Source organism: Hyphomonas sp. BRH_c22, assembly GCF_000961795.1.
In the GTDB taxonomy this organism is placed as follows: domain Bacteria; phylum Pseudomonadota; class Alphaproteobacteria; order Caulobacterales; family Hyphomonadaceae; genus Hyphomonas.
This window is the reverse complement of record NZ_LADU01000139.1, coordinates 38,892-59,466: the sequence shown is the minus strand read 5'-3', so window position 1 is coordinate 59,466 and position 20,575 is coordinate 38,892. Positions and strand designations below refer to the sequence as shown.

20 protein-coding genes and 1 tRNA gene are annotated in these 20,575 nt (G+C 56.4%); 11 read left to right on the top strand and 10 right to left on the bottom strand.

Going from position 1 to position 20,575, the window contains the following annotated elements:
- Positions 1 to 18: 18 nt before the first annotated feature.
- A complete protein-coding gene (locus tag VR74_RS19960) occupies positions 19 to 870 on the bottom strand; it encodes a hypothetical protein (RefSeq protein ID WP_045699823.1) in 852 nt (283 codons plus the stop codon).
- Between the two features lie 346 nt (positions 871 to 1,216).
- Here VR74_RS19960 and VR74_RS19955 point away from each other — a divergent pair, with 346 nt between their 5' ends.
- On the top strand, positions 1,217 to 2,758 hold the full coding sequence (locus VR74_RS19955) for a Fic family protein (RefSeq protein WP_045699821.1): 1,542 nt from the start codon (positions 1,217 to 1,219) through the stop codon (positions 2,756 to 2,758).
- A gap of 312 nt (positions 2,759 to 3,070) precedes the next feature.
- On the opposite strand, the gene VR74_RS19950 is transcribed toward VR74_RS19955, so the two are convergent.
- The 4 genes from VR74_RS19950 to VR74_RS19935 form a co-directional block, all read right to left on the bottom strand.
- Positions 3,071 to 3,157: transfer RNA gene (locus tag VR74_RS19950), tRNA-Leu, on the bottom strand.
- A 234-nt stretch (positions 3,158 to 3,391) separates the two neighbouring features.
- Positions 3,392 to 3,775, bottom strand: coding sequence for a hypothetical protein (locus VR74_RS21430; protein WP_299951515.1), 384 nt, complete (start codon positions 3,773 to 3,775; stop codon positions 3,392 to 3,394).
- Between the two features lie 238 nt (positions 3,776 to 4,013).
- Entirely contained in the window at positions 4,014 to 4,508 is a 495-nt protein-coding gene (locus VR74_RS19940) for a hypothetical protein (RefSeq protein ID WP_045699818.1), read from the bottom strand.
- Position 4,509: 1 nt separating this feature from the next.
- Entirely contained in the window at positions 4,510 to 5,046 is a 537-nt protein-coding gene (locus tag VR74_RS19935) for a flagellar basal body-associated FliL family protein (protein ID WP_299951512.1), read from the bottom strand.
- Positions 5,047 to 5,174: 128 nt separating this feature from the next.
- Here VR74_RS19935 and fliF point away from each other — a divergent pair, with 128 nt between their 5' ends.
- From fliF to VR74_RS19910, 5 genes are read left to right on the top strand one after another with little or no spacing between them, the layout of a single operon-like run.
- A complete protein-coding gene (gene fliF / locus VR74_RS19930; RefSeq protein ID WP_045699815.1) occupies positions 5,175 to 6,692 on the top strand; it encodes a flagellar basal-body MS-ring/collar protein FliF in 1,518 nt (505 codons plus the stop codon).
- The gene (locus tag VR74_RS19925; protein WP_045699814.1) at positions 6,685 to 7,311 is read left to right on the top strand and encodes a hypothetical protein; all 627 of its coding nucleotides are present in this window, start codon (positions 6,685 to 6,687) and stop codon (positions 7,309 to 7,311) included. Before fliF ends, VR74_RS19925 begins: the two co-directional genes overlap by 8 nt.
- Position 7,312: 1 nt before the next feature.
- On the top strand, positions 7,313 to 7,636 hold the full coding sequence (locus tag VR74_RS19920) for a FliM/FliN family flagellar motor switch protein (protein WP_299951509.1): 324 nt from the start codon (positions 7,313 to 7,315) through the stop codon (positions 7,634 to 7,636).
- Positions 7,629 to 8,399: a flagellar type III secretion system pore protein FliP gene (locus VR74_RS19915; RefSeq protein WP_299951506.1), complete on the top strand. Its 771-nt coding sequence runs from the start codon at positions 7,629 to 7,631 to the stop codon at positions 8,397 to 8,399. The genes VR74_RS19920 and VR74_RS19915 overlap by 8 nt, the downstream gene beginning before the upstream one ends.
- Positions 8,396 to 9,508: a FliG C-terminal domain-containing protein gene (locus VR74_RS19910; protein WP_045699813.1), complete on the top strand. Its 1,113-nt coding sequence runs from the start codon at positions 8,396 to 8,398 to the stop codon at positions 9,506 to 9,508. The genes VR74_RS19915 and VR74_RS19910 overlap by 4 nt, the downstream gene beginning before the upstream one ends.
- Before the next feature lie 33 nt (positions 9,509 to 9,541).
- Here VR74_RS19910 and VR74_RS19905 read toward each other — a convergent pair whose 3' ends face one another.
- The 5 genes from VR74_RS19905 to VR74_RS19885 form a co-directional block, all read right to left on the bottom strand.
- Entirely contained in the window at positions 9,542 to 10,651 is a 1,110-nt protein-coding gene (locus VR74_RS19905; RefSeq protein WP_045699811.1) for a flagellar basal body P-ring protein FlgI, read from the bottom strand.
- 4 nt (positions 10,652 to 10,655) lie between these two features.
- Entirely contained in the window at positions 10,656 to 11,636 is a 981-nt protein-coding gene (locus VR74_RS19900) for a flagellin (RefSeq protein WP_045699810.1), read from the bottom strand.
- 1 nt (position 11,637) lies between these two features.
- Positions 11,638 to 13,086, bottom strand: a complete 1,449-nt coding sequence (gene flgK, locus VR74_RS19895) for a flagellar hook-associated protein FlgK (RefSeq protein ID WP_045699808.1) — start codon at positions 13,084 to 13,086, stop codon at positions 11,638 to 11,640.
- Positions 13,087 to 13,114: 28 nt separating this feature from the next.
- Positions 13,115 to 14,419, bottom strand: a complete 1,305-nt coding sequence (locus VR74_RS19890) for a flagellar hook-basal body complex protein (protein WP_045699806.1) — start codon at positions 14,417 to 14,419, stop codon at positions 13,115 to 13,117.
- An 80-nt stretch (positions 14,420 to 14,499) separates the two neighbouring features.
- Positions 14,500 to 15,324, bottom strand: coding sequence for a flagellar motor protein MotB (locus VR74_RS19885; RefSeq protein WP_045699804.1), 825 nt, complete (start codon positions 15,322 to 15,324; stop codon positions 14,500 to 14,502).
- Between the two features lie 156 nt (positions 15,325 to 15,480).
- Between VR74_RS19885 and VR74_RS19880 the strand changes: the two genes are divergently transcribed.
- The 5 genes from VR74_RS19880 to flgG are packed head-to-tail and all read left to right on the top strand — an operon-like array spanning position 15,481 to position 20,575.
- Positions 15,481 to 16,380, top strand: coding sequence for a FliM/FliN family flagellar motor C-terminal domain-containing protein (locus VR74_RS19880; protein ID WP_299951503.1), 900 nt, complete (start codon positions 15,481 to 15,483; stop codon positions 16,378 to 16,380).
- Positions 16,381 to 16,421: 41 nt separating this feature from the next.
- Positions 16,422 to 17,288, top strand: a complete 867-nt coding sequence (gene motA, locus VR74_RS19875; protein ID WP_299951500.1) for a flagellar motor stator protein MotA — start codon at positions 16,422 to 16,424, stop codon at positions 17,286 to 17,288.
- Positions 17,285 to 19,048 (top strand): hypothetical protein, encoded by a 1,764-nt coding sequence (locus VR74_RS19870; protein WP_045699798.1) that lies wholly within the window; start codon positions 17,285 to 17,287, stop codon positions 19,046 to 19,048. The genes motA and VR74_RS19870 overlap by 4 nt, the downstream gene beginning before the upstream one ends.
- Entirely contained in the window at positions 19,048 to 19,761 is a 714-nt protein-coding gene (locus VR74_RS19865) for a flagellar hook-basal body complex protein (RefSeq protein ID WP_045699796.1), read from the top strand. Before VR74_RS19870 ends, VR74_RS19865 begins: the two co-directional genes overlap by 1 nt.
- Before the next feature lie 28 nt (positions 19,762 to 19,789).
- Positions 19,790 to 20,575: a flagellar basal-body rod protein FlgG gene (flgG, locus tag VR74_RS19860; protein WP_045699794.1), complete on the top strand. Its 786-nt coding sequence runs from the start codon at positions 19,790 to 19,792 to the stop codon at positions 20,573 to 20,575.

The following is a 20,575-nucleotide window of genomic DNA, read 5'->3' as shown; positions in this document are numbered from 1 at the left end:
GTCGCCACGCGCGCAGTGTCATGCATCGCCGCGCATGGGCGGTTCGCGATTGTCGAGCATGCCGGCAAGCCGCCTGAGGATCGTGGTTTCATTCGGGACATCGGCAGCCTCGAATTCCTGAAGCGCGCGTTCGTATAGCCGGCCAGCGAGTTCCTTGCGTGGCATATCCGGATCGCTCTCGTTGAGCTCCAATGCCCAGGCGGCGATCGAGGGCCATGCGCCGAGGGTCGGACGGCCGCGCCTGGTCTGGGCCGCGTGACTGTGTCGATCATTGGCAGGCTCAGTGATTGGGTGATGGTCCGACGCTTGATCGTGGTTGAAGAGACGGAGGAACCGGGACGACCGCTGGTCGAGCCAGGCCTGCAGCATGCGGCGCGGAATATAGAGCCCGGCGAAATAGGCGCGACCTGCTTCTGAATACGTGTTGAGGGGCAGGCCGACCAGTGCTGTCAGGGCATCTTGCGCGCCATGCAGATACATTCTGCCATTTCCATTATTGAGCAGATCGTCCCAGGCGGACTGATCACCTGGCAGGAGCCTCATACAATACATGACGCTCAGCAGGGTCTCGCAGCCGCCTTCGTAGTATTTGAAGGGTCGCGGTTTGAGACTGAGTTGCCCTTCGGTGAGACTTGCAGACGGTGCTTCGATCGGGATTCGCAGCCAGTTGTCCGGATCATCGCGTTGTGAGTGATCATAGTCATTATCTTCATACTGGCAGGGCGGATTGTAATCGCCGCGCCAGGCTGCCTGTACAAGCATTTCCAGCATGGCATCCGGGGTCGCGTTGGGCTCTCGGTTCGCCAGAAGCGCGGCTGCGGCATCGAAACGGATGAGCGTATCGTCCAGCGGCGAAATGAATTGGGTCATACCTGACTCCTGTCTATCGACTGGGCCCAAGCAGGAGGCGTGCCAAAAGCGCCATTAAATAGAAATGTATATTACAAAAGGTAGAAAATGTGTGATTTATCCGCCAAGGCGAAGGAGGGGCAGGGCAGTTACACCACGGGAATTTCTATTGTGGTGTAACGCATCGCGCGCGGCTCCTTCTCTTGAATTCAAACGATTTATCAGGCCCTGCTTCAGATCTGCCAGCATAGCGTCGAATAATAATTTTTCGAATAAATCACAAATAATAAAAAATTTACGAGATTTGTAATCGTTTTTCGACTATATAGAAAAACGTGAATGGCTCCAAATATAATGACTTTTCGGAATGAATGACAAAGATATCGATTTTGGACGAGATATAAGAATTATTCGGGATCGTATGGTCCCGGAGGACACGCAGCCCGTCGGCTACGCTGCGCTGATAGCGGCATATGACCTCTTCATCCCGCCTCCCCATTTGCTTTCAGCTTTTCGCGCGGACTACCGAGTGGTGGAAGTGCCAGACTGGACTGTCTACACGAAGCGCCACGCGCCAGAGCCGAGCCTTGCAGGCCACCTGACATTTGCCTTGAAGTATGAAGGCGTGGACCTGCTCGTCCTGAAATCCCTGTTCCGGGCCGTTGGCCCCGGTGCGATCGAAGAATTCGTGACAGCAGCGCCGACCAGCCAGTATGCACGCCGTGCCTGGTTTCTCTATGAATGGCTTCTCGGCGAAGCAGTGGACCTGCCCGATGCCCTGACGGGCAACTATGTGGATGCTATCGACGAGACGCAGCAACTTGCCGGCCGCTCCAGGAATTCCCGTCGTCATCGTGTGCGTGACAATCTCCCCGGCACACCGGCATTCTGTCCGCTCGTTTTCCGGACGGCGGACATTGAGGCCTTGCTGAAACTGGATTTGAAGACCGAGGCAGCCGCCGCAATCGGATCTGTGCCAGGGGACATGATTACGCGTGCCGCCGCTTTCCTGCTGCTCAATGATTCAAGAGCCAGCTATGCGATCGAGGGCGAAAGCCCGCCGCAGGACCGGATCCAGCGATGGGGCGCAGCGATCGGGCAAGCGGGCGGGCGCTCGCTCAGCCATGCAGAACTCCTGCGCTTGCAGGAACTCGTCCTCGGTGACACGCGATTTGTGCACAAGGGCTATCGCAATGAAGGCGGGTTCGTGGGAACGCACGACCGCGTGACCCGTGCGCCAATTCCGGACCATGTCAGTGCCCGGCCTGAGGATCTGCCCGCCTTGATGGATGGGCTGCTGGCCTTTGACGATCAGTATGCGTCCTCGATGGACGCCATCGTCGCCGCTGCCGTCCTGGCATTCGGATTTGTCTATATCCACCCATTCGAGGATGGAAATGGCCGGTTGCACAGGTACCTGATCCACCACGCCCTCGCGCGGGCTGGGTTCAACCCGCCGGGCCTGGTATTCCCGATTTCGAGCGCTATCCTGGAGCACATCGAGGCATACCGCCGCGTGCTGGAATCCCACTCTCGCCGGATACTGCCCTTCGTGGACTGGCGCGCGACGCCCGCTGGCAATGTCGACGTGCAGAACGACACGGCGGATCTCTATCGATATTTCGATGCGACGCCCCATGCGGAATTCCTGATGTCATGCGTGCGCCAGACAATCGAAACGGACCTCCCAAGGGAGGTCGCATTCCTGAGAAGCTATGATCGCTTCAAGGCCGGTGTGGAAGCGCTTGTCGAAATGCCCGACAAGACGATTGATCTCCTCTACCATTTTCTCAGCCAGAACGATGGGCGGCTATCCAAACGGGCCCGTGAAGGAGAGTTCGCGTTGCTGACTGCGCCGGAGGTCGAGAAGGTAGAGAGCGTGTATTCAGAGGCGTTTGGCGGAGACTAGAAACAGCATTGTGAAAAGTCGCAAGGCCGCTTAAACGCCAAGGGCGCTCATCTGGTAACCCGTGGTAACCCGCGGTAACCCGACCTACAGACATGAGCACTGTATTTTCGGGAAAATTCGGGCTCCGTGGTAACTTTGGTAACTTTTTCAAACTTGACCCAACAATGTATATCAAAGTGAGGCAAAACAAGAGCTGTTTTTATTGGATATTCTCAAAACGCAACAATGCAATTCAACCCCTAGTATAAATTCCTAATCTGTAGGTCGCGCGTTCGAATCGCGCCGGGGTCACCACACCTGCGAAACCGGAAAAGTGGCAGAAGAGGACTCGAACCTCCGCGACCTTAGGATCACTACGACCTGAACGTAGCGCGTCTACCCATTCCGCCATCTGGGCACGGGGTAGGCAGGCGGGGCAATAGGGATGGATCGTCGACCCGTCAACAGGATTTGCTGATTTGAACAGCATCGCGATTTCAGAGGAACTCAGTGTGATCTGGCGTTGGGCTATCGCCCGCCACCAAAATAGCTGACTGCAACATGATGCCCTTGGCGAACCTGACCCACGCCATCATTTGCAATTGGGTTCGCAAGGCCGGAAAGCTGCCAGTCTGAGCGCATGTTTGGTGCGCGTCAGTTCGCTTCTTCCCGGATGTCCTTGTTCAGCTCCGCGAGCTTCAGGCTCACTTCATAGGCCTTGCGAGTTTCCATGCTGGCCAGGATAAGTCCTGCCTGTTCGCTGCGCATCAAGCGCAGGAAACTACCCGCAAAATCCGGGTCCATCTGATTGAAAATGGCTGCCGCCTGGTCCGGTTTCATGGTGCCGTACATGCGGGCCAAATGCGTCAGGTCGTCTTCGGATGCTTTTTGCATTTCCTCCCAACGTGCGGCGAGGGCTTGCTGTATAGCATCAAGATCGGCCGCACGTTGATCGAGCTCCTGTTTGCGAGCCTGCAGCTCCAGCTCCTGATTTGTCAGCGCCTCGTACTGGGTTTCCATCTGTTTCTGATCGGCCATCAGTGAAGCGGCTGTCTCATCCGTAAAACATACCTGATCAATCGGCTGAACGGCGACAGCCTGGCTTGCTGGATCTGACGGAGGATCACCCTCCATGGCCTCGCTTGGCGCCGCTTCGGTTGTGTTTTCCGCAATTGCGAAGCTGCTCGGAAGGAATCGTACGGCTGCGCCAATTGCGAAGAGGAAGCCGAGAGAAAGCAGGACGTAGGAACCGCGTTTATCCAGGGTTTTCATGACGTTAACCCACTCGGCGTGTCGCCGCTTTTTGCTTTACCTGAAGGGGGGGGGTGAGGTCTGGAATGTCACCTGCCGCATCGGTCAGATCGCGCAACCGTTGCATCAGCGTCGTCATCTCCATGATCCGGGTCTTGGACTGATCCAGGATGATGCGCATCATGATGCCGAGCTCGGTTTGCGTTGCGGTAACCTGATCAACGGCATTTTGCTGAGTGGTCTCTAGCGAGGTCTGAAGATTTTCCAATCGCTCGCATGTTCGGTTGGCCTCTTCAAGCAGGCTCGACAACCGGATTGCCATTTCCCCGACATGGGACCGGGTTTGCTGGGTTGAACTCGACATAGCCGCGATGGACTTTGACATCGCCATGATGGTCGCGCCAAGTCCGTCCTTGGTGTTTTGCAGAGCCTTCAAGCGTCTGTTCAGCACAAAACAATACACACAGGCCGCGAGCGACACCAGGACAATGGCAAAATCTGTCGGTTCAAAATTCATCATCTTATCTCAACAGGAATTCGGTGATCAGGACGCCGTCAGAAACACCATTGCCAAGCACAAGCTGCGACCGGCGATCCAGCTGATCGCGCATATGCGAATAGAAGCCGGGATTCTCAAAATCGCTCAATTCAACGGAACGCAGATAATTGGTGAACGCGTCAATCAATACGGGTTCGGCGTCATGGACTGCCGGTAAATCGCCACTGTCGCTGATAATCGCGACTTTCATCTTGAGGTAACGCGTCGCAGGAGCGCTTCCGATGGTAATGAGGATATCGCGCAGCTCAACATAAGACTGATTCTCCTTGATGGCTGCTGCGGCAGGTGTAGCTGATTCGGTCACTTCGCACACCGGGGCATCAGGCACTGTTGCTGGCGTAAGGAAAAATACGGTCGCAAAGGAACTGGCGAGCGCGCCGACTGCCAAAAGGGCAATGCCGAGCATACCACCTCCCGCTTTAACCTCGGCAGGAGGCGCTCCGGTTTCGGCGTCTACCGAATCTTTAGTGCCGGCTTTCTTGCCCTTGCCCGCAGCCATTTGAAACCAACCCGCCCATTAAATCCCTTAATCGACCTTAAACAAATGTGGGGTAAAGGAACCGTTAACAATTACCCGCATAATTTTAACCATTGCAGTAATGCTGCCGAAAACGGAATTGCCGGGTCATGAGTTTTACCGCCACTTTGAGAGCGCTGCCCTTGCAGCGGCAACTGATGCTTGCGTTCGCCGTGCTCGGTGTGGCGTTGGCGATGACGTTTCTTGTGAGGGGGGCGATCCAGCAACCAATGGCGCTGTTGTATTCAGGTCTCGAACCGGCCCACACCGGAGAAATCATCGAAGAGCTGGAAAAGCGTGCCGCCAAGTATGAAATCCGGGGCGACGCGATTTTTGTAGCCCAGAATGATCGGGATGCTGTCCGGTTCTCGCTCGCAAAAGCGGGTCTGCCACAGCAATCCGTTCAAGGTTATGAGCTGCTCGATGAAGTCAACGGATTCTCGGTGACATCCGAGATGTACAACGCCGCCTATTGGCGTGCCAAGGAAGGCGAACTGACCCGCACCATTCTGGCCATCCCGGGTGTTCAGTCCGTCCGCGTGCACATCGGCGCCAGCCTGCGTTCGGGATTCGCGCGCTCCGAGCCCAAGCAGACCGCTTCAGTTACCCTTGCCTCAACACACGATCTTTCGGGTAGCCAGGCGCAGGCCATTCAGTATCTCGTGGCGCTCGCAGTCTCCGGTCTTAACCCCGATGAAGTCGCGGTCATCGACTCGCAGAAAGGCATCCTCGCAGGACCTGGCATTGCATCTGCCAATCAGCCAAATGCAAAGGCCGAGACACAAGAGGCTTTGCTTGAGCAGAAGATTCTTCGGTTGCTGGAAGCGCGTGTTGGCCTGAACAATGCCCGCGTATCGGTCTCGGTTGATGTCAGTCACGAGCGTCAAACAACCTCTGCCGTCATGTTCGATCCCGACTCGCGTGTTGTCCGGAACCGATCCAGTGGTGATGTCAGTGAATCCAGCGGCGGGACTGCCGCCGGCATTACGGCAGCAAGTAATCTGCCCCAGGCCAATGAGGAGCCGGGTGGGGCCTCTACTAGCACAGCGCGAAACTCGTCAGAAAATGTGACGTACGAAATCAATGAAACGCGAACCCAAACAGAGAAGCTGCCAGGCGCGGTCGAGCGCATCTCGATCGCCGTCCTCCTGAACGACCAGGTGCTCGGCCTTGATCCAGCTGCGACCGATGTTGCCGCGCTGACCGATCAGATGGTCGCCGACTTCAAGCAATTGATAGCATCTGCTGCCGGCCTCGATACAAGCCGCGGCGACGATCTGACTGTCGAAATTATGCCATTCCAGGCACCGGTCGTCACGGACATGGTCGCAGCTCCAGGCCTGGTTCAGCAATTGACCGAACGCTACCTTTGGTCGGGTATCAAAATCCTTGTCATGAGCCTCGTGGTAATCGTGCTGGCCTTTGGTGTCATTCGGCCACTCCTGAGTCAGAAGAGTGCGTCGCAGGATGGATCCGCCACCGGCGACGGCATCTTTGCAGTCGAGGGTGGCGGCTCGCCCGATCCATTCGTCTCGTTGAAGGACTACACGATCGGTCGCCAGGATGATGCGGCTGCAATTCTTCAGGAATGGCTGAATGAAGACCGGAAGGCGGCAGTGAATGAGTGAGGCATTCCTTACCAATCTGCCGAGATTTGACAGCGACGCAGCGCGCCCGAGCTCCAGCCAGCTTCGACTGCTGCTGGGCCAGATGCCAGCTGATGATGCCGAGAATGGACAAGCTGGCGACGTGCCGCCTGTGCCGGCGTCATCGGAATTCGCGCCAGCCATTGCGACTGACGCCGATGTCGCACCCGGCCGTGCCCCGGAATTTGCGGAGATCGAGATCATGCTGTTGGCAATGGCCGACGCGATTGAGCGGATCGAACGGGAAGCGCGCGAGCAAACGGTTCGCGTCACACAGTCAATCTCCGCAAGGCTGTTTCCGGAACTTTCGCGTCTTTTTCTTGCGGACGAAATAGGCCGCCACTTGCCAGTCATGGTGCCATCGTCAGCGCCCGCCGTCGAAATTCGCGCGCAACCAGCACTGCTCGAAAAGTTGCGTGCCGCTGTTGAGAATATGCCCGGTCTAACGGATCGCTGCGCAGTGGTGCCGGCCGTTGAGGATGAAGACGCGCAGGTACGTGTCTCATGGGAGACCGGGGGACTCACGTTCGATTTTGATGGCCTGCTAACAGCATGCCTTGCCCAACTTGATTCACCTCAAACCAGGATTGAAGAGTTATAATATGGCCAACCCTGAAGAAGCTGTTCAGCCGACCGCCGAAGATGATCGCCGCGAGTCTTCGAACTCGAACAAGTACCGGCGGTCCATATTCAACGTGCCTGTCACCGTTACCGTTTCCATTGGCCAGGCGCGGCTCAGCGTTTCGGAAATACTGGAGCTGCGACCGGAATCCATCGTGCCCTTGACGTCCCGCATTGACGATCCGGTGGACCTCGCTATCGATAACAAGATCATTGCGCGGGGCGAACTCGTAGAAACCGAAGATGGGACACTCGGTGTAAAAATCACCGAAATTGCAGAGCAGGCCAGCGATGCCCTTGGCTAGGCTTGGCGGCACAGCCCGTGTTCTGACGATCCTGATTCTGGCTGGCGCGTGTGCGGCATCTGCGGCATACGCTCAAGGTGTGCCGCCTGAGGCGGCCCAGGGCCTAAACAGCGTTCTGGACGGGGCGAGCGGGGGCTTAAGCCGTTCTACAATTCAGCTCTTCTTGCTGGTATCCGTGTTGAGCCTGGTGCCCGCCATCGCCATGATGGTGACGTGTCTGCCATTCATGGTTATTGTGTTCTCTTTCATGCGGCAAGCGATCGGGGTGCCCCAGGCGCCCCCAAACATGATGATCATGGCGTTGGCCATGTTTCTCACTTTCTTCATTATGGAACCTGTCTTCATGACGGCCTGGGAGACCGGTATTTCGCCATACATGGACGGGATATCGAGCGAAGAGCAGGCTTGGGTTCAGACCACGGACCCCTTCCGTGAATTCATGATGCGCCGCGTCGAGCCCGACACGATTGCGGTCCTCGGCGATGCCGTTAACAGGCCTGTGCCGGAAGGGGAGGCGCCGCCTTTCTCGCTTCTCGCAACCGCATTCATGCTCTCGGAAATCAAGCACGCATTTCAGATCGGCTTTGTGATCTTCCTGCCATTCATGGTGATCGATCTGGTCGTTGCATCTGTGCTTATGGCCGTTGGTATGATGATGGTGCCCCCGACAGTCGTTTCCTTGCCCTTTAAGCTTGGGTTCTTCATTTTGGCAGATGGTTGGCTAAAGATCACTGAAGCGGTGTTGAGAGGATACTCGGGATGAACGCGCAGCCCAAACCCGATCTGGCAGCAGCCAGAATTGTCCCACTGGGATCAGCGCAGACGCGCCCCACCGCAAAGGGTTCGACGATCACGCCATCACAGCGCGTGGCGGTCATCATTGCCTTGCTTGGTGAGAGTGCTGCAAAGCCCATTGTCGAGAAGCTGGACGATGCTGCCTTGACGAAAGTGGCCGCAGCATTGCAGGATATTTCCTTCATTGCGCGTGATGAAATGGTAGGCATCATTGTCGATTTCCTGACCCATCTTCGCAAATCGAACGGTGCAATGCGGGGTGGCCGCGAGAAGGCCCGCGAAGTGCTCTCAGGCCTTCTGGATGCAGAGCGTCTGGCGGCAGTCATGGGAGAGGAATCGACTGGCGCTTCTTCGGAAACGGCCCCAGAAGCCTCTACAGAAAGCCCTTGGGTGCGCCTGGCAAAGAAGGAACCCAAGCAGATAGCGCACTATCTTGATGGCCTGACTCCGAACATTATCGCGCTTATTCTGCGCAGGCTTGACGTCTCGATCGCGTCCGAGGTGCTCGGGCACATGAACGGCGATAAGCTGGATGCGACGATGGGGTTCATGGTTGAAGGTCACACGCATGATCCGGGAATAGATCTGGTGCTCGCCCGGATGATTGAAATGGAATTCCTGAATGCGGAACAAGTCGGGTTCGAAGAAAACAATGAGCATTTATCTGAAATTGGCGAGCTGCTCAGCCTGATTCCTGCGGAGAAACGTGACTCGCTCGTGAGATTCCTCGAGTCGAAGCATGAAGACAAGTTGAAGTTGATCCAGCAATCGATGTTCACGATGGAAGGCCTGCCGACGATACTGCCCATAACGGCCGTACCGGTTGCCTTCCGCGAAATGGACGAGGAGACGACGGTCAAGCTGCTCGTCAGCCTCAGGGGTAATTATGCCGAGGTGTCCGAATTCCTTTTGGGCAACATTTCGGCACGCCTGGCAGACAAACTCCGGGACGAGTTAACCGATGCAAAGGACCTCACACCGGCACAGGCAGAAGCTGTCCAGCGGGACTTCCTGTCTTCGCTGATGTCACTGAAGCGCCGGGGTGTTATCGAACTCGTCAAGCCTGAAGAAGAATAGTTCGGTCGCCAGGGACGCTAAAGAGAGTGTGGACTAGCGCACAACGAGCTCGGCGTGGATGGCGCCGGCAGCCTTCATCGCACGAATGATATCGGCCATTTCCTGCGGCGACACACCGAGGGCGTTCAAACCCGCAATCAACTGGGAAAGCGACACATTGGGTTCCATCACCGCAATGTTTCCGCTGCCCGTCTGGCCGATTGTGATCTGCGAACGGGGGAGGGTGACCGTTTCTCCCGATGAGAAGGGGTTCGGCTGGGACACGATGGGAGACTCGACGATTTTGATCGAGATGTTACCCTGCGCAATGGCGACCTTCGAGATTGTGACATCTTCGCCCAGCACGATCGTTCCGGACTTTTCATCAATCACGATGCGCGCGGGGGTCGCGACTGTGACAAGCAGGTTTTCAATACTAGCAAGCACCCGCGCAGGTGAATCCGATATGGTTTGCAGATCAAGATCGACCGTGCCTGAGTCACGCATGGACGCGATATTTGCACCGACCGCGCTATTGATGGTGTCTTCAATGCGTGCTGCGGTCGTGAAGTCGGGATTGCGCAAGGCTAGTGTGACGGACTCTCGCTGATTGAAGGCGTAATTGATCTCGCGTTCGATACGGGCGCCGTTTGGCACCCCGCCAGTGGTAGGTGAGCCGCGCGAAACGCTGGCACCTGCTGCCTGTACATCTATTCCGCTTACGACGATGCTACCCTGAGCGACCGCATAAATTTCATTGTCGGCGCCTTTCATCGGGGTGAGGATCAGTGTCCCGCCCTCAAGACTCTTGGCGTCGCCGATCGAAGCCACTGTAACATCGATTGTGGAGCCATTGCGGGCAAACGAGGGGAAAGTCGCTGTAACAAGCACGGCGGCGACGTTCTTGGGTTTGATATCCTCACCCTGCACGTTAACGCCAAGCCGTTCGAGCATGTAGGACAGGGAATCCTCTGTGAACGGCGAATTCTTGACAGAGTCGCCCGTGCCGTTCAGGCCGACAACAATACCGTATCCTACGAGATCGTTCTCTCGAACCCCTTCGACGTCAACGATATCTCGAATGCGAGGCTGTGCCAGACTGGGCGCAGGAACGCTGATCAGAACGGCGCAGAGAAGGGCAATAAGTCTGACGGACCACTTCATGGCATTACCTTAAATAATTCATCAAGCTGAGGTTCGCCAACCGCGATGTCAGCAGGTAGGAGGCTTCGAGATTGCTTTCCAACTCACGTAGTTCCGATGCAGCTTCATACTGATCACGCGCAGTGGTTTCGTTGAATGTTGCGGTCAGGACTGTTTCCTCGATGTCGAGGGCTTCCTTCCGGCGCTCGACCTGAGATTGCGAAATGCCAACATCTGCACGCCGATTGGTCAACGCAGTTTGTCCATACTGAAGCGCTTCGGCGGCCGCAAAGACAGCTGGGCTATTGCCATCAAACAGCGCGAGCGTTTCGTCAGGCCCGGACAGGGCCATCACGGCAAGGCCTGATACGATCTGAATCAGGCTTGGATCGGTTCCAGATACCGCATCGGGATCTGAGGAGGTCTCGGTTCCGCTATAAATGTTCTGGCGCCAGCCCCCGCCGGGCGTATTGAAGTATGTGTCCATGGACGCCGCAAAGTCGGTGGCGTCGGTCGCGGTAGCTGCCATGAGGCGCACGTCCGAGAGCAGGTCTTCGACGCTTGCCAGTGGCGGAGTCGAAGTTGCGTCGCCGGCAAACAGGTAGCGATCACCATATCGGGTGTTTAGCGCCGAGAAGGTCTCTGCGAGGGCAGCAAGCGAATCCCGGGCTGTGGATGCCTTGGAGCCTTGATCATCAGAGCCCATCGCCGCTTGCATGCGGGCCGACAAGCCGTTCGTCCGATCTTGAATCACTGCCAGGCTACTCTGGGTGATAACCAGCCGGCTGCCGCGAAGGGTAAGTTGCGTGCGTTCCACCGCCAGATCATCCAGTGCTTTCTGGCCCAGCATGGCGTGGCTGATACGGCCGGATAGTTGCTTCGTAAGGTCGGAATAGCGACCGGTGACAGCTTCCGTGGATGTCGTCGTCAGCCGGTCTCGAAGCGCAACGGTCTCATGGCTCAATCCAGATGTCGGCAAGTTCGTGAAAGACGGAATACGCAGCATATCAGATCTCCATCAGTCGGTTGATCATCTGGCTGGCGATTTCTATGACTCGGGCGTTGGCGGCATAGGCCTGTTCGATCAAAATGAGTTCCTGCATTTGAACATCAACGTCGACGCCATTTTCCGCTTGCTCGGCATCACGCAACATCGTGTGCTGTGTCGAGATCGAAGACAGGACCGTTTCGTTCTGTACGCGCTTTTGTCCCGACATTGTTGCAAACTGTGCCACCATTTCGGTGGAAGAGAAAGCGCCCTGGATGCCGTTTGAGCTGATTGAATTGACTGATTTGATGGATCCCAACATGGCGTTGAGAATTGTGGAGTCTCCGGTTGGTCCTTGTGCAATTGCTCCCAGTCCGTCACGCAAACGCCAAGTGGCGCCGCCTTGAGCCGGATCAACCGCAGCATTGATCGCGATGCGCGCCGCCAGGCCGGGCGCTCCGGTGCCGGCCGAATCAATGAACAGGCCGGGATCGCCCGGCGTCTTAGTCGGATCGATCGCGTCGTCCGAAAGCCGCGTAATGAGGTCTTCGGCCAGTGTGTCCAGCTGTGTGCTGAATGAGGGCAGGTCCTGATCGCGCAAGGTGAAGAGCGCGCCGAACAGTCCACTGGAAACGGCGCCATAGGAAGATGAGCCGGGGGTCAGGGATATCCCGTCGACCGAAAGTCCTGACAGGGCACCGTTTCCGATTGTCTGGTCGGGTCCGAAAGCTGAGGACGCATCAAACTCCACCTGCCGGGCAGTGCCGGCCAAAAGGAACACACCCTCCGGCGTGACGACGTCGATCATGCCGTAATTGCGTGGCACAGCCTTGACAGACAAGTATTCTGAAATGGTGTCGAGTACCCGGCCGCGCTCATCAATCAGGGCTGCAGCCTCCCCGGTAGTGCGGTCCATACTCGATATCTTGCCGTTCAGCTGCTCGATGGTCTTGAGCGCGGAATTGACGATATCGCGGCCTTGGGCAATTTCACGGTCAGCTTCCGTACGCAAGCTGACGGCGAGCTGCGACAGGCTGTGAAATTCCTGAACAATCGCGTTTGCCGAATTCAATACAACCGAAGCATCAGCGCCGGATTCAGGTGTGAGCGCGAGATTGGAAAGGGCGGATTCGAAGTTTGCGAACGTCTTGAAGAGACCATTCCCGTCAGCAGTGTCGCCGACACGGGAGGAAATGGTACGCCATGTCGAGGACAAGACGTCGGCCTGGGCCAGGTCGCTGGTCAGGTTTCTTCGCTCTGCCGTAATGGCTTCGTTCTGTGACCGCGCGATGCCATCCGTGCGAATGCCCGATGTGCTCCCGGCAACGACGTTCTCGGAGAGCAGAACAGATCGCCGCACATAGCCGGGCGTCGATGCGTTTGCGACATTGGTCGCAACCACACCGGCCCTCAGGCTGGTCACCTGAAGGCCGGATCGGGCAGAATGGATGGCGCTGGATAGTGACACTTAAGCTGATGCCTTCTGTCTCTGGAAATCAACGCTTGAGATTAGTGGTTTCCTGCAGCATCTCGTCGACTGTCTGGACGATTTTCGCGTTCGATGAATAAGCCCGCTGAGTTTCGATCAGGTCAGTAAGTTCCGCCGCGATGTCCGTCGTGGACTCCATCAGTGAGTAACCTGATATCCCGCCAACCGGGCCTGCGCCCGCGTCCCAGAGATAAAGGCTGCCACTCGATGCCGAGACAGCAAACGCCTGGGAATCCATAGCGCGCAAACCGTTCATATTAGGAACGTCACCCACAGGAATCTGATAAAGTGTTCGACGGAGACCCGTGCCATAGACGGCCTGAAGGAAGCCGTTTTCATCGATTTCAACAGAGCTCAGGTCACCGATAGGCGCGCCATCTTTCGTCACAGCCGTCGGCGAAAACGGTGCGGCAAGCTGGGTGACGCCAGCGCTGTCATTGGGACGGCCAATGTATACGCTGACCGGACCGTGTGGCAGTGTCAGCGAAACATTGCCTGTCGCCGGATCATAAGTCGCACCCGCGCTGGCCGTGGATGCAAGTATGCGCCCGCCCGATGCCGCAGCGTCGCTGAATTCCAGGTCCACTGTTCCGATCGAAACGGCAGGGTCGCCTGCACTGTCATAGATTTGTACAGTCCACTGGTTGCTTGCGCCCGACGCCGGAACGGTCGGAGTGAACTCGAATGTCAGTGAGTTGGCGCGGCCGAGATTGTCGAAGTACTCGACCGGCAGATTGTACGATCCGGTGGCAGAACCTGCGATCGTTGCATCAGCTGGCAAGTTTATCCCCAGATCGATACTCGAGGTCGGCGTCGCCGTGTATTGCGACGTCGCGATATTCACAGGCTCCAGGTTCACGCCGCTGTTGCGGCTGACGTTTCCGATGTCACCGGACGAATTCGCAGGCCAACCAAGAAGGAACAGGCCGCTTTGTGTCCGCAGGTTTCCGTTTTGGTCAGGATAGAACGAACCCGTGGGCAGGAGCATCATTTCGCGGTCAGACGGGGTTGCACTCAGGCCGCTTTCGCTGGTTACCGGAAACAGGCCGCGACCTGCGACAGCGATATCCGTGGCGCTGCCAGTGTCGATCAGCGACCCGGTCGCGGCGATATCCTTGAATGTGTTGACCCTAACACCGCCTGCGGCATACGCGGACGAGCGTTGCTGCAAGACCATGCTCGAGAATTCGACCTGGCTGCGCTTGTAGCCGGCGGTTGACGAGTTTGCGATGTTATCTGAAATGGTGGAAAGGCGCGCGGCGTTGACATTCAACCCCATGACACCTGCATTCAGGGACGACGAGATACTCATTACGGTTGCTCCTGCAAGGTAGTGCAACCGAAACTAGGTAAGGATGGTTAATGAGCTGATAACTCATTGCTCCACTCGTCTTAACGAGTCAGTATTGTTATTGATATCCTGCGGTTTTGCGCTGCCGACGGATCATCCTTCATAAGTGGGTCAGTGTCGGCTTTTCCAGATACTTCGAGAATCCGATTCGGGTCGAGACTTGAGCTGAGCAGCAATTTGCGTGCAGCATTGGCTCGGTCCGAAGACAGGTTCCAGTTGTCGTATCCCGCCCCGTTGCGATAGCTGAGGCTGTCCGTGTGACCGACGATCTTGATGTCATTCTCGAAAGTCGCGAACGAGTCGGCGACAAGGGCCAGCATGTCTGACAGCAGATTGGACGGAACACTCTGTCCCACAGGAAACAGCGGTGCGTCTTGAGAATCCGTGATTTCCAGAACAATGCCTTCGGCCGACATCTTGATAAGCATATGCTCTGAAAGCTTGCTGCCTTCTTCTGTCAGGGATTGCTTCAGTGTTTCCAGTTCGGTCGAAATCGCCTTTTCCTTGGCGGCATCAATCTCGGATTTGCCCTCGAACGAAGCTGAACTCGGGTGCCGGTCTGATGCGCCAGTGCCGTCTTTGGCGTAGGTCTCCTCGGTCATGATCGACGACCCGTTGAGGCCGTCTGATCCGCCACCGGATATGCGGGAAATCGGAATTGTCGGGCTGAAATAGTCGGCGAGGCCCTTGCGCTGCTCTTCTGTCGTGGCGTTGAGCAGCCACATCAAGAGAAAGAAAGCCATCATTGCAGTTACAAAGTCGGCATACGCAACCTTCCAGGCGCCACCGTGATGACCGTCCGCCTTCACCACGCGTCGCCGCTTGATGATGATCGGTTGAACGATCGCTGCTTGTTGAATTTCCATTAGTCCCACCGGCTTTTCTGATGAGACTGATCTATCAGACAGCCATGAAGGATCATTGCTTAGCCAAAGCTTAAATTTGGTCGTTGCGTTAATGCTTTTTCAATGGGTCAGACACCATTTGGAAGGGATTAACAATACTTCAACCAAAGGTGATTCGTGTCCGCGGTTCTGCGAAAAAAGATAGAGTCCGGGGCCGGAATTCCCCCGTCGATTCTGCAGATGCAGGAGTTTTGGGAGCAATTGCTCTCCAAGGCTGATGACTGGGCGCGCAACGCATTTGACGCCGAAACGCAGCCGATTGTCTCATGCCGGAAAGTTATCGGCGGTCGGGCGGCAAGTGCGCTTCTGGAGAAACCGTTTACCTTGTTTTTTGCTGCGGATGTATCGCCAGGACTGTGCGCGATTGCCCTGGATGAGCGCTGCGCGATCCAATGTGCCGCGACCCGCTTGCACCAGGACGCTGCAGGGCTTGAGGGCGCCTCGTCCCTGTTTCTCAAGCTTTTGTCCGAGCAGCCGACGATTACGCTTTGGCAGAAGTTTGCTTCAGGAATGCCGGACCACAATACAACGAAGAGCCACACGCCGCAGGTTGAGGCTTCAGGTGCGGCCGGTGCACTGGACGCGACAAGCCGCTATCTGGAGGTTGAGCTTACGCTCACCTTCGACGGGCAAGCCTCGCATATCAAGCTGCTCTACTTTGTCGACTATATGCAGCGCTATGCACGCACCTATGTCCGCCAGCTGGCTGAGCGTAAGGCGAAGGCGTGTTCGCAAAGCCCGAAATCACTTAGCGACAGCGTGCGGGCATCCGCGATTGCACTAGACGCTGTCCTTGATCGTATGACGTTGACGATCGGAGAATGCTCACAGCTTGAGATCGGACGTGTCCTTCCCCTGACCAAAGCAGATGCTGGCCGGTTGTTTCTGTCGGCGGAGACAGTGAACGGTAGCGTGGATATCGGAACGGGAGCGTTGGGGGTCTGGAAACGGCAGCGGGCTGTGAAGCTGCATACACCGATTTCAGAGAGTTTTGCCCGGGAAATTGTTGAGTTGTGAGATCGCTGCCGGTGACATGCCGGGGCTAAGGGAGTTTCGTAGTGAACGCTATACTGGGCTTGGTCATTACAGTGGTAATGGTCTTCGGTGGCTACCTGCTTGCCGGGGGCAAAATGGGTATTATCACCCATTCACTGCCATTCGAAATGATGATGATCGGTGGCGCCGCAGTGGGTGCTTTCCTTGCGGGCAATGATATGAGCACGGTTAAACATACCGGTGGTGACATCGTGGCCGTCTTCAAGGGCGCCAAGTGGAAGAAGACTGATTATCAGGACATTTTGTGCCTGATGCATGAGCTCCTGAACTTGATGAAGCAAAACCCCGTCGCGCTCGAAGCGCATATCGAGACGCCCGAGGAATCCAGTATTTTCACCAAATACCCCAAGATTCTCAAGGATCATTCCGCAATTGAACTGATTTGCGATTCCATCCGGTCGATGATCATGAATTTCGATAATGTTCACCAGGTCGAGGAGCTCTTGCAAAAGCAACTTGAGCAGCTCCAGGAAGATAAACTTCACGGCTCACACGCACTTCAGAACATGGCTGATGCCCTTCCCGCGCTGGGGATCGTCGCTGCCGTTCTGGGTGTGATCAAAACGATGGCCTCCATTGACAAGCCGCCGGAAATTCTAGGCGGCATGATTGGTGGAGCGCTTGTCGGCACCTTTCTCGGCGTATTTCTCGCTTACGGAGTCGTTGGGCCATTTGCCACCAAAGTTAAGGGGATACGCACCGAGGAACATGCGTTTTATACGATGATTGGCGAAATTCTCGTCTCGAACCTGTACCTGAATCCGGTGAACATCTGCGTTGAAGTTGCCCGGCGCCATGCGCCTTCGCGCGTGCGGCCATCATTTGATGAAGTGGAACAAGCCATTCGGGAGGCCAAGCGGGCGGCATGACTCGTTTTCCCTGGATTCTGCTGCTCAGCCTCTGCCTGGTCCCTCAGGTGCTTGCGGCTGAGCCGAATTCAGCGGCGGCTGACAAATCCGACCGAAACGCCGAGCTTTCGTCCGATCTCGATCAGTTCGTCCGCGGCGCAATAAATGAAGGTCTTCTGACGCCCTCCAATCCAGGCGACTCAGCGCCTGCCAAGCCGCATGTCGATGGCATGGCCACGATGATGCCAAGTGAACAGGTTACGGAACAACGGCAGGTCGGTACTGCTCATGAGGGCATGTGCAATGGATCTTATGCGCTCGACTTTTCCGGCCTTCAGCAGTTTAGCCGTTATCAGGAACTTTATGCAGTTCGCGATAACCAGGACGCTGCGACAGATCACACGGTCACTCCAGTCACGAGTAGTGAGCTTGCCAAGGCTCACATTGCTCTCGGCCTTTACTCAGAGGCCCTCATGGTCCTCAAGCGTACACAGGGCCCTGAAACCACGCCCTACCGGAAACTGGCCGAGTTGCTGGAAAGCCGGCAACGGCCGGACATCGAGTACTTCCGCGAGATGGCTTCCTGTCGTTCTCAAGCAGGCCATTGGCACGCCCTCGCTCAGATGGTTTCAGGCGATACGGACGGGTTCCAGAATCTCCAGAGCGCGCTGACCGAATTTCGCAAGCTGCCGCTTCAAATGCGCATCGACTATGCCGCGCTCGCAATCCCGGAACTTGAGCGGCACGGCGACAAAGCGTTAGCTCGCAAGCTGTTGGCTGACTTCAACGAAGTCGATATAAGCAACTCTCCACAGCTTCGCTTTGTGGACGCACTGGTCAAGCTTGACAGTGGGGATTCCGGTGCCGAGCGCACTATCGTCGGGTTTCTGTCGCATCCGCAATTCCAGGAACAGGCGCTTGCCGCCATGCTGAGGCGCAAGCGCCCGCTGGACCCGGCTTACCAGGAGATACTCCTTACCGATCTGATGCAGAAGTTCGGCCAGGAGGATGGCGACCGGCAACTGGCCGCCAGCCTCCAATTTGCTCTTGAGGAGTTGAGCGCGCGTTCCAAGTACCAGCCCATTATGGAACTGGCCAGGATGCCGGCGCTTCAAAACCCGGCCGCGCAAGCGGAAGTGAAGCGGCAACTGGTCGCTAGCCTGCAACGTGATTTGAGCAGTGAAGATCCTCTTCGCAACCTCGCTGCCATCAGTGCATTGGCGAGTGAATCAGGACTGCTCGACGACCATCCATCTAAGGATCAACTGATCAGAACAGCTACGGAGCAGGCTATTCATTTTGGCTTTGGATCAATTGCGAGCACGCTTGCTGGCAAATCTGAAACCAAGGAAAATGCGACGCTTCAAGTCGCGGCTCTTGCGTTCCTCCGTCGCGACTACACGTCAGTTTATGCTTTGGCCGATCAAAGTCCGGGCGATGATGCCATTACTCTGCTGGCCGCAAAAAGTGCAATTGCAGAGCAAGACAAGCCTTTACTTGCCAAGTTTGAAAGCCGGTTGCCATTGAAACCAGAAGTGACCCTCGCGCTGATCGAGCAAGACGCCTTGTCAGGCTACTGGATTGTTTCCGATCATGTATATGCAACCGCCAGTCAACTAACGGGCACGGAGCATTTGCGCCGCGTTGCGCGAGTCGAAAGCCTGAAAAGCGCGGCCCTCAGCAAGCCGCTACCGAGAGCGCCGATGACGATGGCGCGCATCCGGGAAACGCTTGGTGCGGCGTCCATTGCGTCCGCACCTGCCTCCAGAGGGAGCAACTAATGTCCAACGCCATTTACGCCACCCTAGCCCGCCAGCACGGCCTGATGCAGGAAATGCAGGTCGTCTCCAACAATCTCGCAAACTCGAGTACGACCGGTTACAAGACTGACCGGGCGATATTTGCTGAATTCCTCGTAGGCTCCGATTCAGGCAATACGTCGCTTTCAATGGGCAGTCTGGCTGGCCATGCCTTTGAAATGGAACAGGGCGGCCTCAAAGCGACCGGCGGCCAGTTTGACGTCGCCGTCCAGGGTAACGGGTTTTTCTCGATCGAGACACCGCAAGGCCCCCGCCTGACACGGGCAGGGCATTTCCAGCTTTCAGCGGATGGCACACTGGTCGACATGATCGGTAACAGTGTGCTTGGCGTCGGCGGTGGTCCCATACAGATTCCACCCGAAGCAACCCAGGTAACGATTTCCGCCGACGGCACAATTTCGGCTGATGGTGAATTGATTGAACAGATCGGTGTCGTCCTTCCCGACGGTGAGTTGATGCGCGATTCCAATACCTATTTTTCCGCGCCTGGCGGCTATGGAAATGCGACCGACTTCAGCGTGGTCCAGGGCGCCCTCGAGCAATCGAACGTCTCACCGGTACTCGAAGTCGCGCGTATGATTGAAGTGCAGCGTGCCTATGAAGCAGGCCAGACGATACTGGAACGCGAAGACCAACGAATCGGACAAGTCATCTCGACCATACGCGAGCGATAATCGTGATTACTGAACAAAGGAGAAGAGCATGAAGTCACTACAGATCGCAGCGACCGGTATGGCCGCGCAGCAACTGCGCGTTGATGTCATCTCGAACAACATTGCCAACATGAGTACGGCCGCCTACCGGCCCAGGGTCGCGGAATTTTCTGACCTGATGTACCAGCAATACCTGACGCCTGGCACGATTACCTCTCAAGTCGGCACAACCGTGCCGGCGGGCATACAGATCGGTACGGGCGTACGGCCATCAACGGTCTCCATGGAAATCACCCAGGGATCGCTTCGGGAAACAGGGTCGGAACTCGACCTTGCAGTCGATGGCGCTGGATTTTTCGAAGTGACGCTTCCGTCCGGTGATTCCGCCTACACGCGGGATGGAAAGTTCAACCGCAGTGTCGATGGCGAAATGGTAACAATGGATGGGTATCCGCTAGCCGATGGTATCGCGATCCCTGCCGATGCGCGGAGTATATCGGTCAGCCGGGATGGTGAAGTCGTGGCCTACTTCGACGATCAGGCCGCGGGGCAGGCAATCGGAGCGCTTCAGCTCGTTCGTTTCGTCAACGAGAAAGGCCTCGAAGCGCTTGGTGACAACCTCTTTCGTGAAACGGCTGCATCTGGAACTCCTGCCCAAGTGGTAGCCGGTACGGAAGGGTCGGGATTCATTCGACAAGGATTCCTCGAAGAATCCGGTGTGGATGTCGTAAAGGAAATTTCCGATCTCATCGAAGCGCAACGAGGCTACGAGCTGAATTCCAAAGTGATCACGGCGTCAGACGAGATGCTCGCTGCCACGACCCGTTTGAGGTAG

Bases quoted from the DNA above. Each gene is read 5' to 3' on its own strand.
- VR74_RS19960 (WP_045699823.1), bottom strand. From the start codon at position 870: ATGACCCAATTCATTTCGCCGCTGGACGATACGCTCATCCGTTTCGAT.
- VR74_RS19955 (WP_045699821.1), top strand. From the start codon at position 1,217: ATGAATGACAAAGATATCGATTTTGGACGAGATATAAGAATTATTCGG.
- VR74_RS21430 (WP_299951515.1), bottom strand. From the start codon at position 3,775: ATGGCCGATCAGAAACAGATGGAAACCCAGTACGAGGCGCTGACAAAT.
- VR74_RS19940 (WP_045699818.1), bottom strand. From the start codon at position 4,508: ATGATGAATTTTGAACCGACAGATTTTGCCATTGTCCTGGTGTCGCTC.
- VR74_RS19935 (WP_299951512.1), bottom strand. From the start codon at position 5,046: ATGGCTGCGGGCAAGGGCAAGAAAGCCGGCACTAAAGATTCGGTAGAC.
- fliF (WP_045699815.1), top strand. From the start codon at position 5,175: ATGAGTTTTACCGCCACTTTGAGAGCGCTGCCCTTGCAGCGGCAACTG.
- VR74_RS19925 (WP_045699814.1), top strand. From the start codon at position 6,685: ATGAGTGAGGCATTCCTTACCAATCTGCCGAGATTTGACAGCGACGCA.
- VR74_RS19920 (WP_299951509.1), top strand. From the start codon at position 7,313: ATGGCCAACCCTGAAGAAGCTGTTCAGCCGACCGCCGAAGATGATCGC.
- VR74_RS19910 (WP_045699813.1), top strand. From the start codon at position 8,396: ATGAACGCGCAGCCCAAACCCGATCTGGCAGCAGCCAGAATTGTCCCA.
- VR74_RS19905 (WP_045699811.1), bottom strand. From the start codon at position 10,651: ATGAAGTGGTCCGTCAGACTTATTGCCCTTCTCTGCGCCGTTCTGATC.
- VR74_RS19900 (WP_045699810.1), bottom strand. From the start codon at position 11,636: ATGCTGCGTATTCCGTCTTTCACGAACTTGCCGACATCTGGATTGAGC.
- VR74_RS19890 (WP_045699806.1), bottom strand. From the start codon at position 14,419: ATGAGTATCTCGTCGTCCCTGAATGCAGGTGTCATGGGGTTGAATGTC.
- VR74_RS19885 (WP_045699804.1), bottom strand. From the start codon at position 15,324: ATGGAAATTCAACAAGCAGCGATCGTTCAACCGATCATCATCAAGCGG.
- VR74_RS19870 (WP_045699798.1), top strand. From the start codon at position 17,285: ATGACTCGTTTTCCCTGGATTCTGCTGCTCAGCCTCTGCCTGGTCCCT.
- VR74_RS19865 (WP_045699796.1), top strand. From the start codon at position 19,048: ATGTCCAACGCCATTTACGCCACCCTAGCCCGCCAGCACGGCCTGATG.
- flgG (WP_045699794.1), top strand. From the start codon at position 19,790: ATGAAGTCACTACAGATCGCAGCGACCGGTATGGCCGCGCAGCAACTG.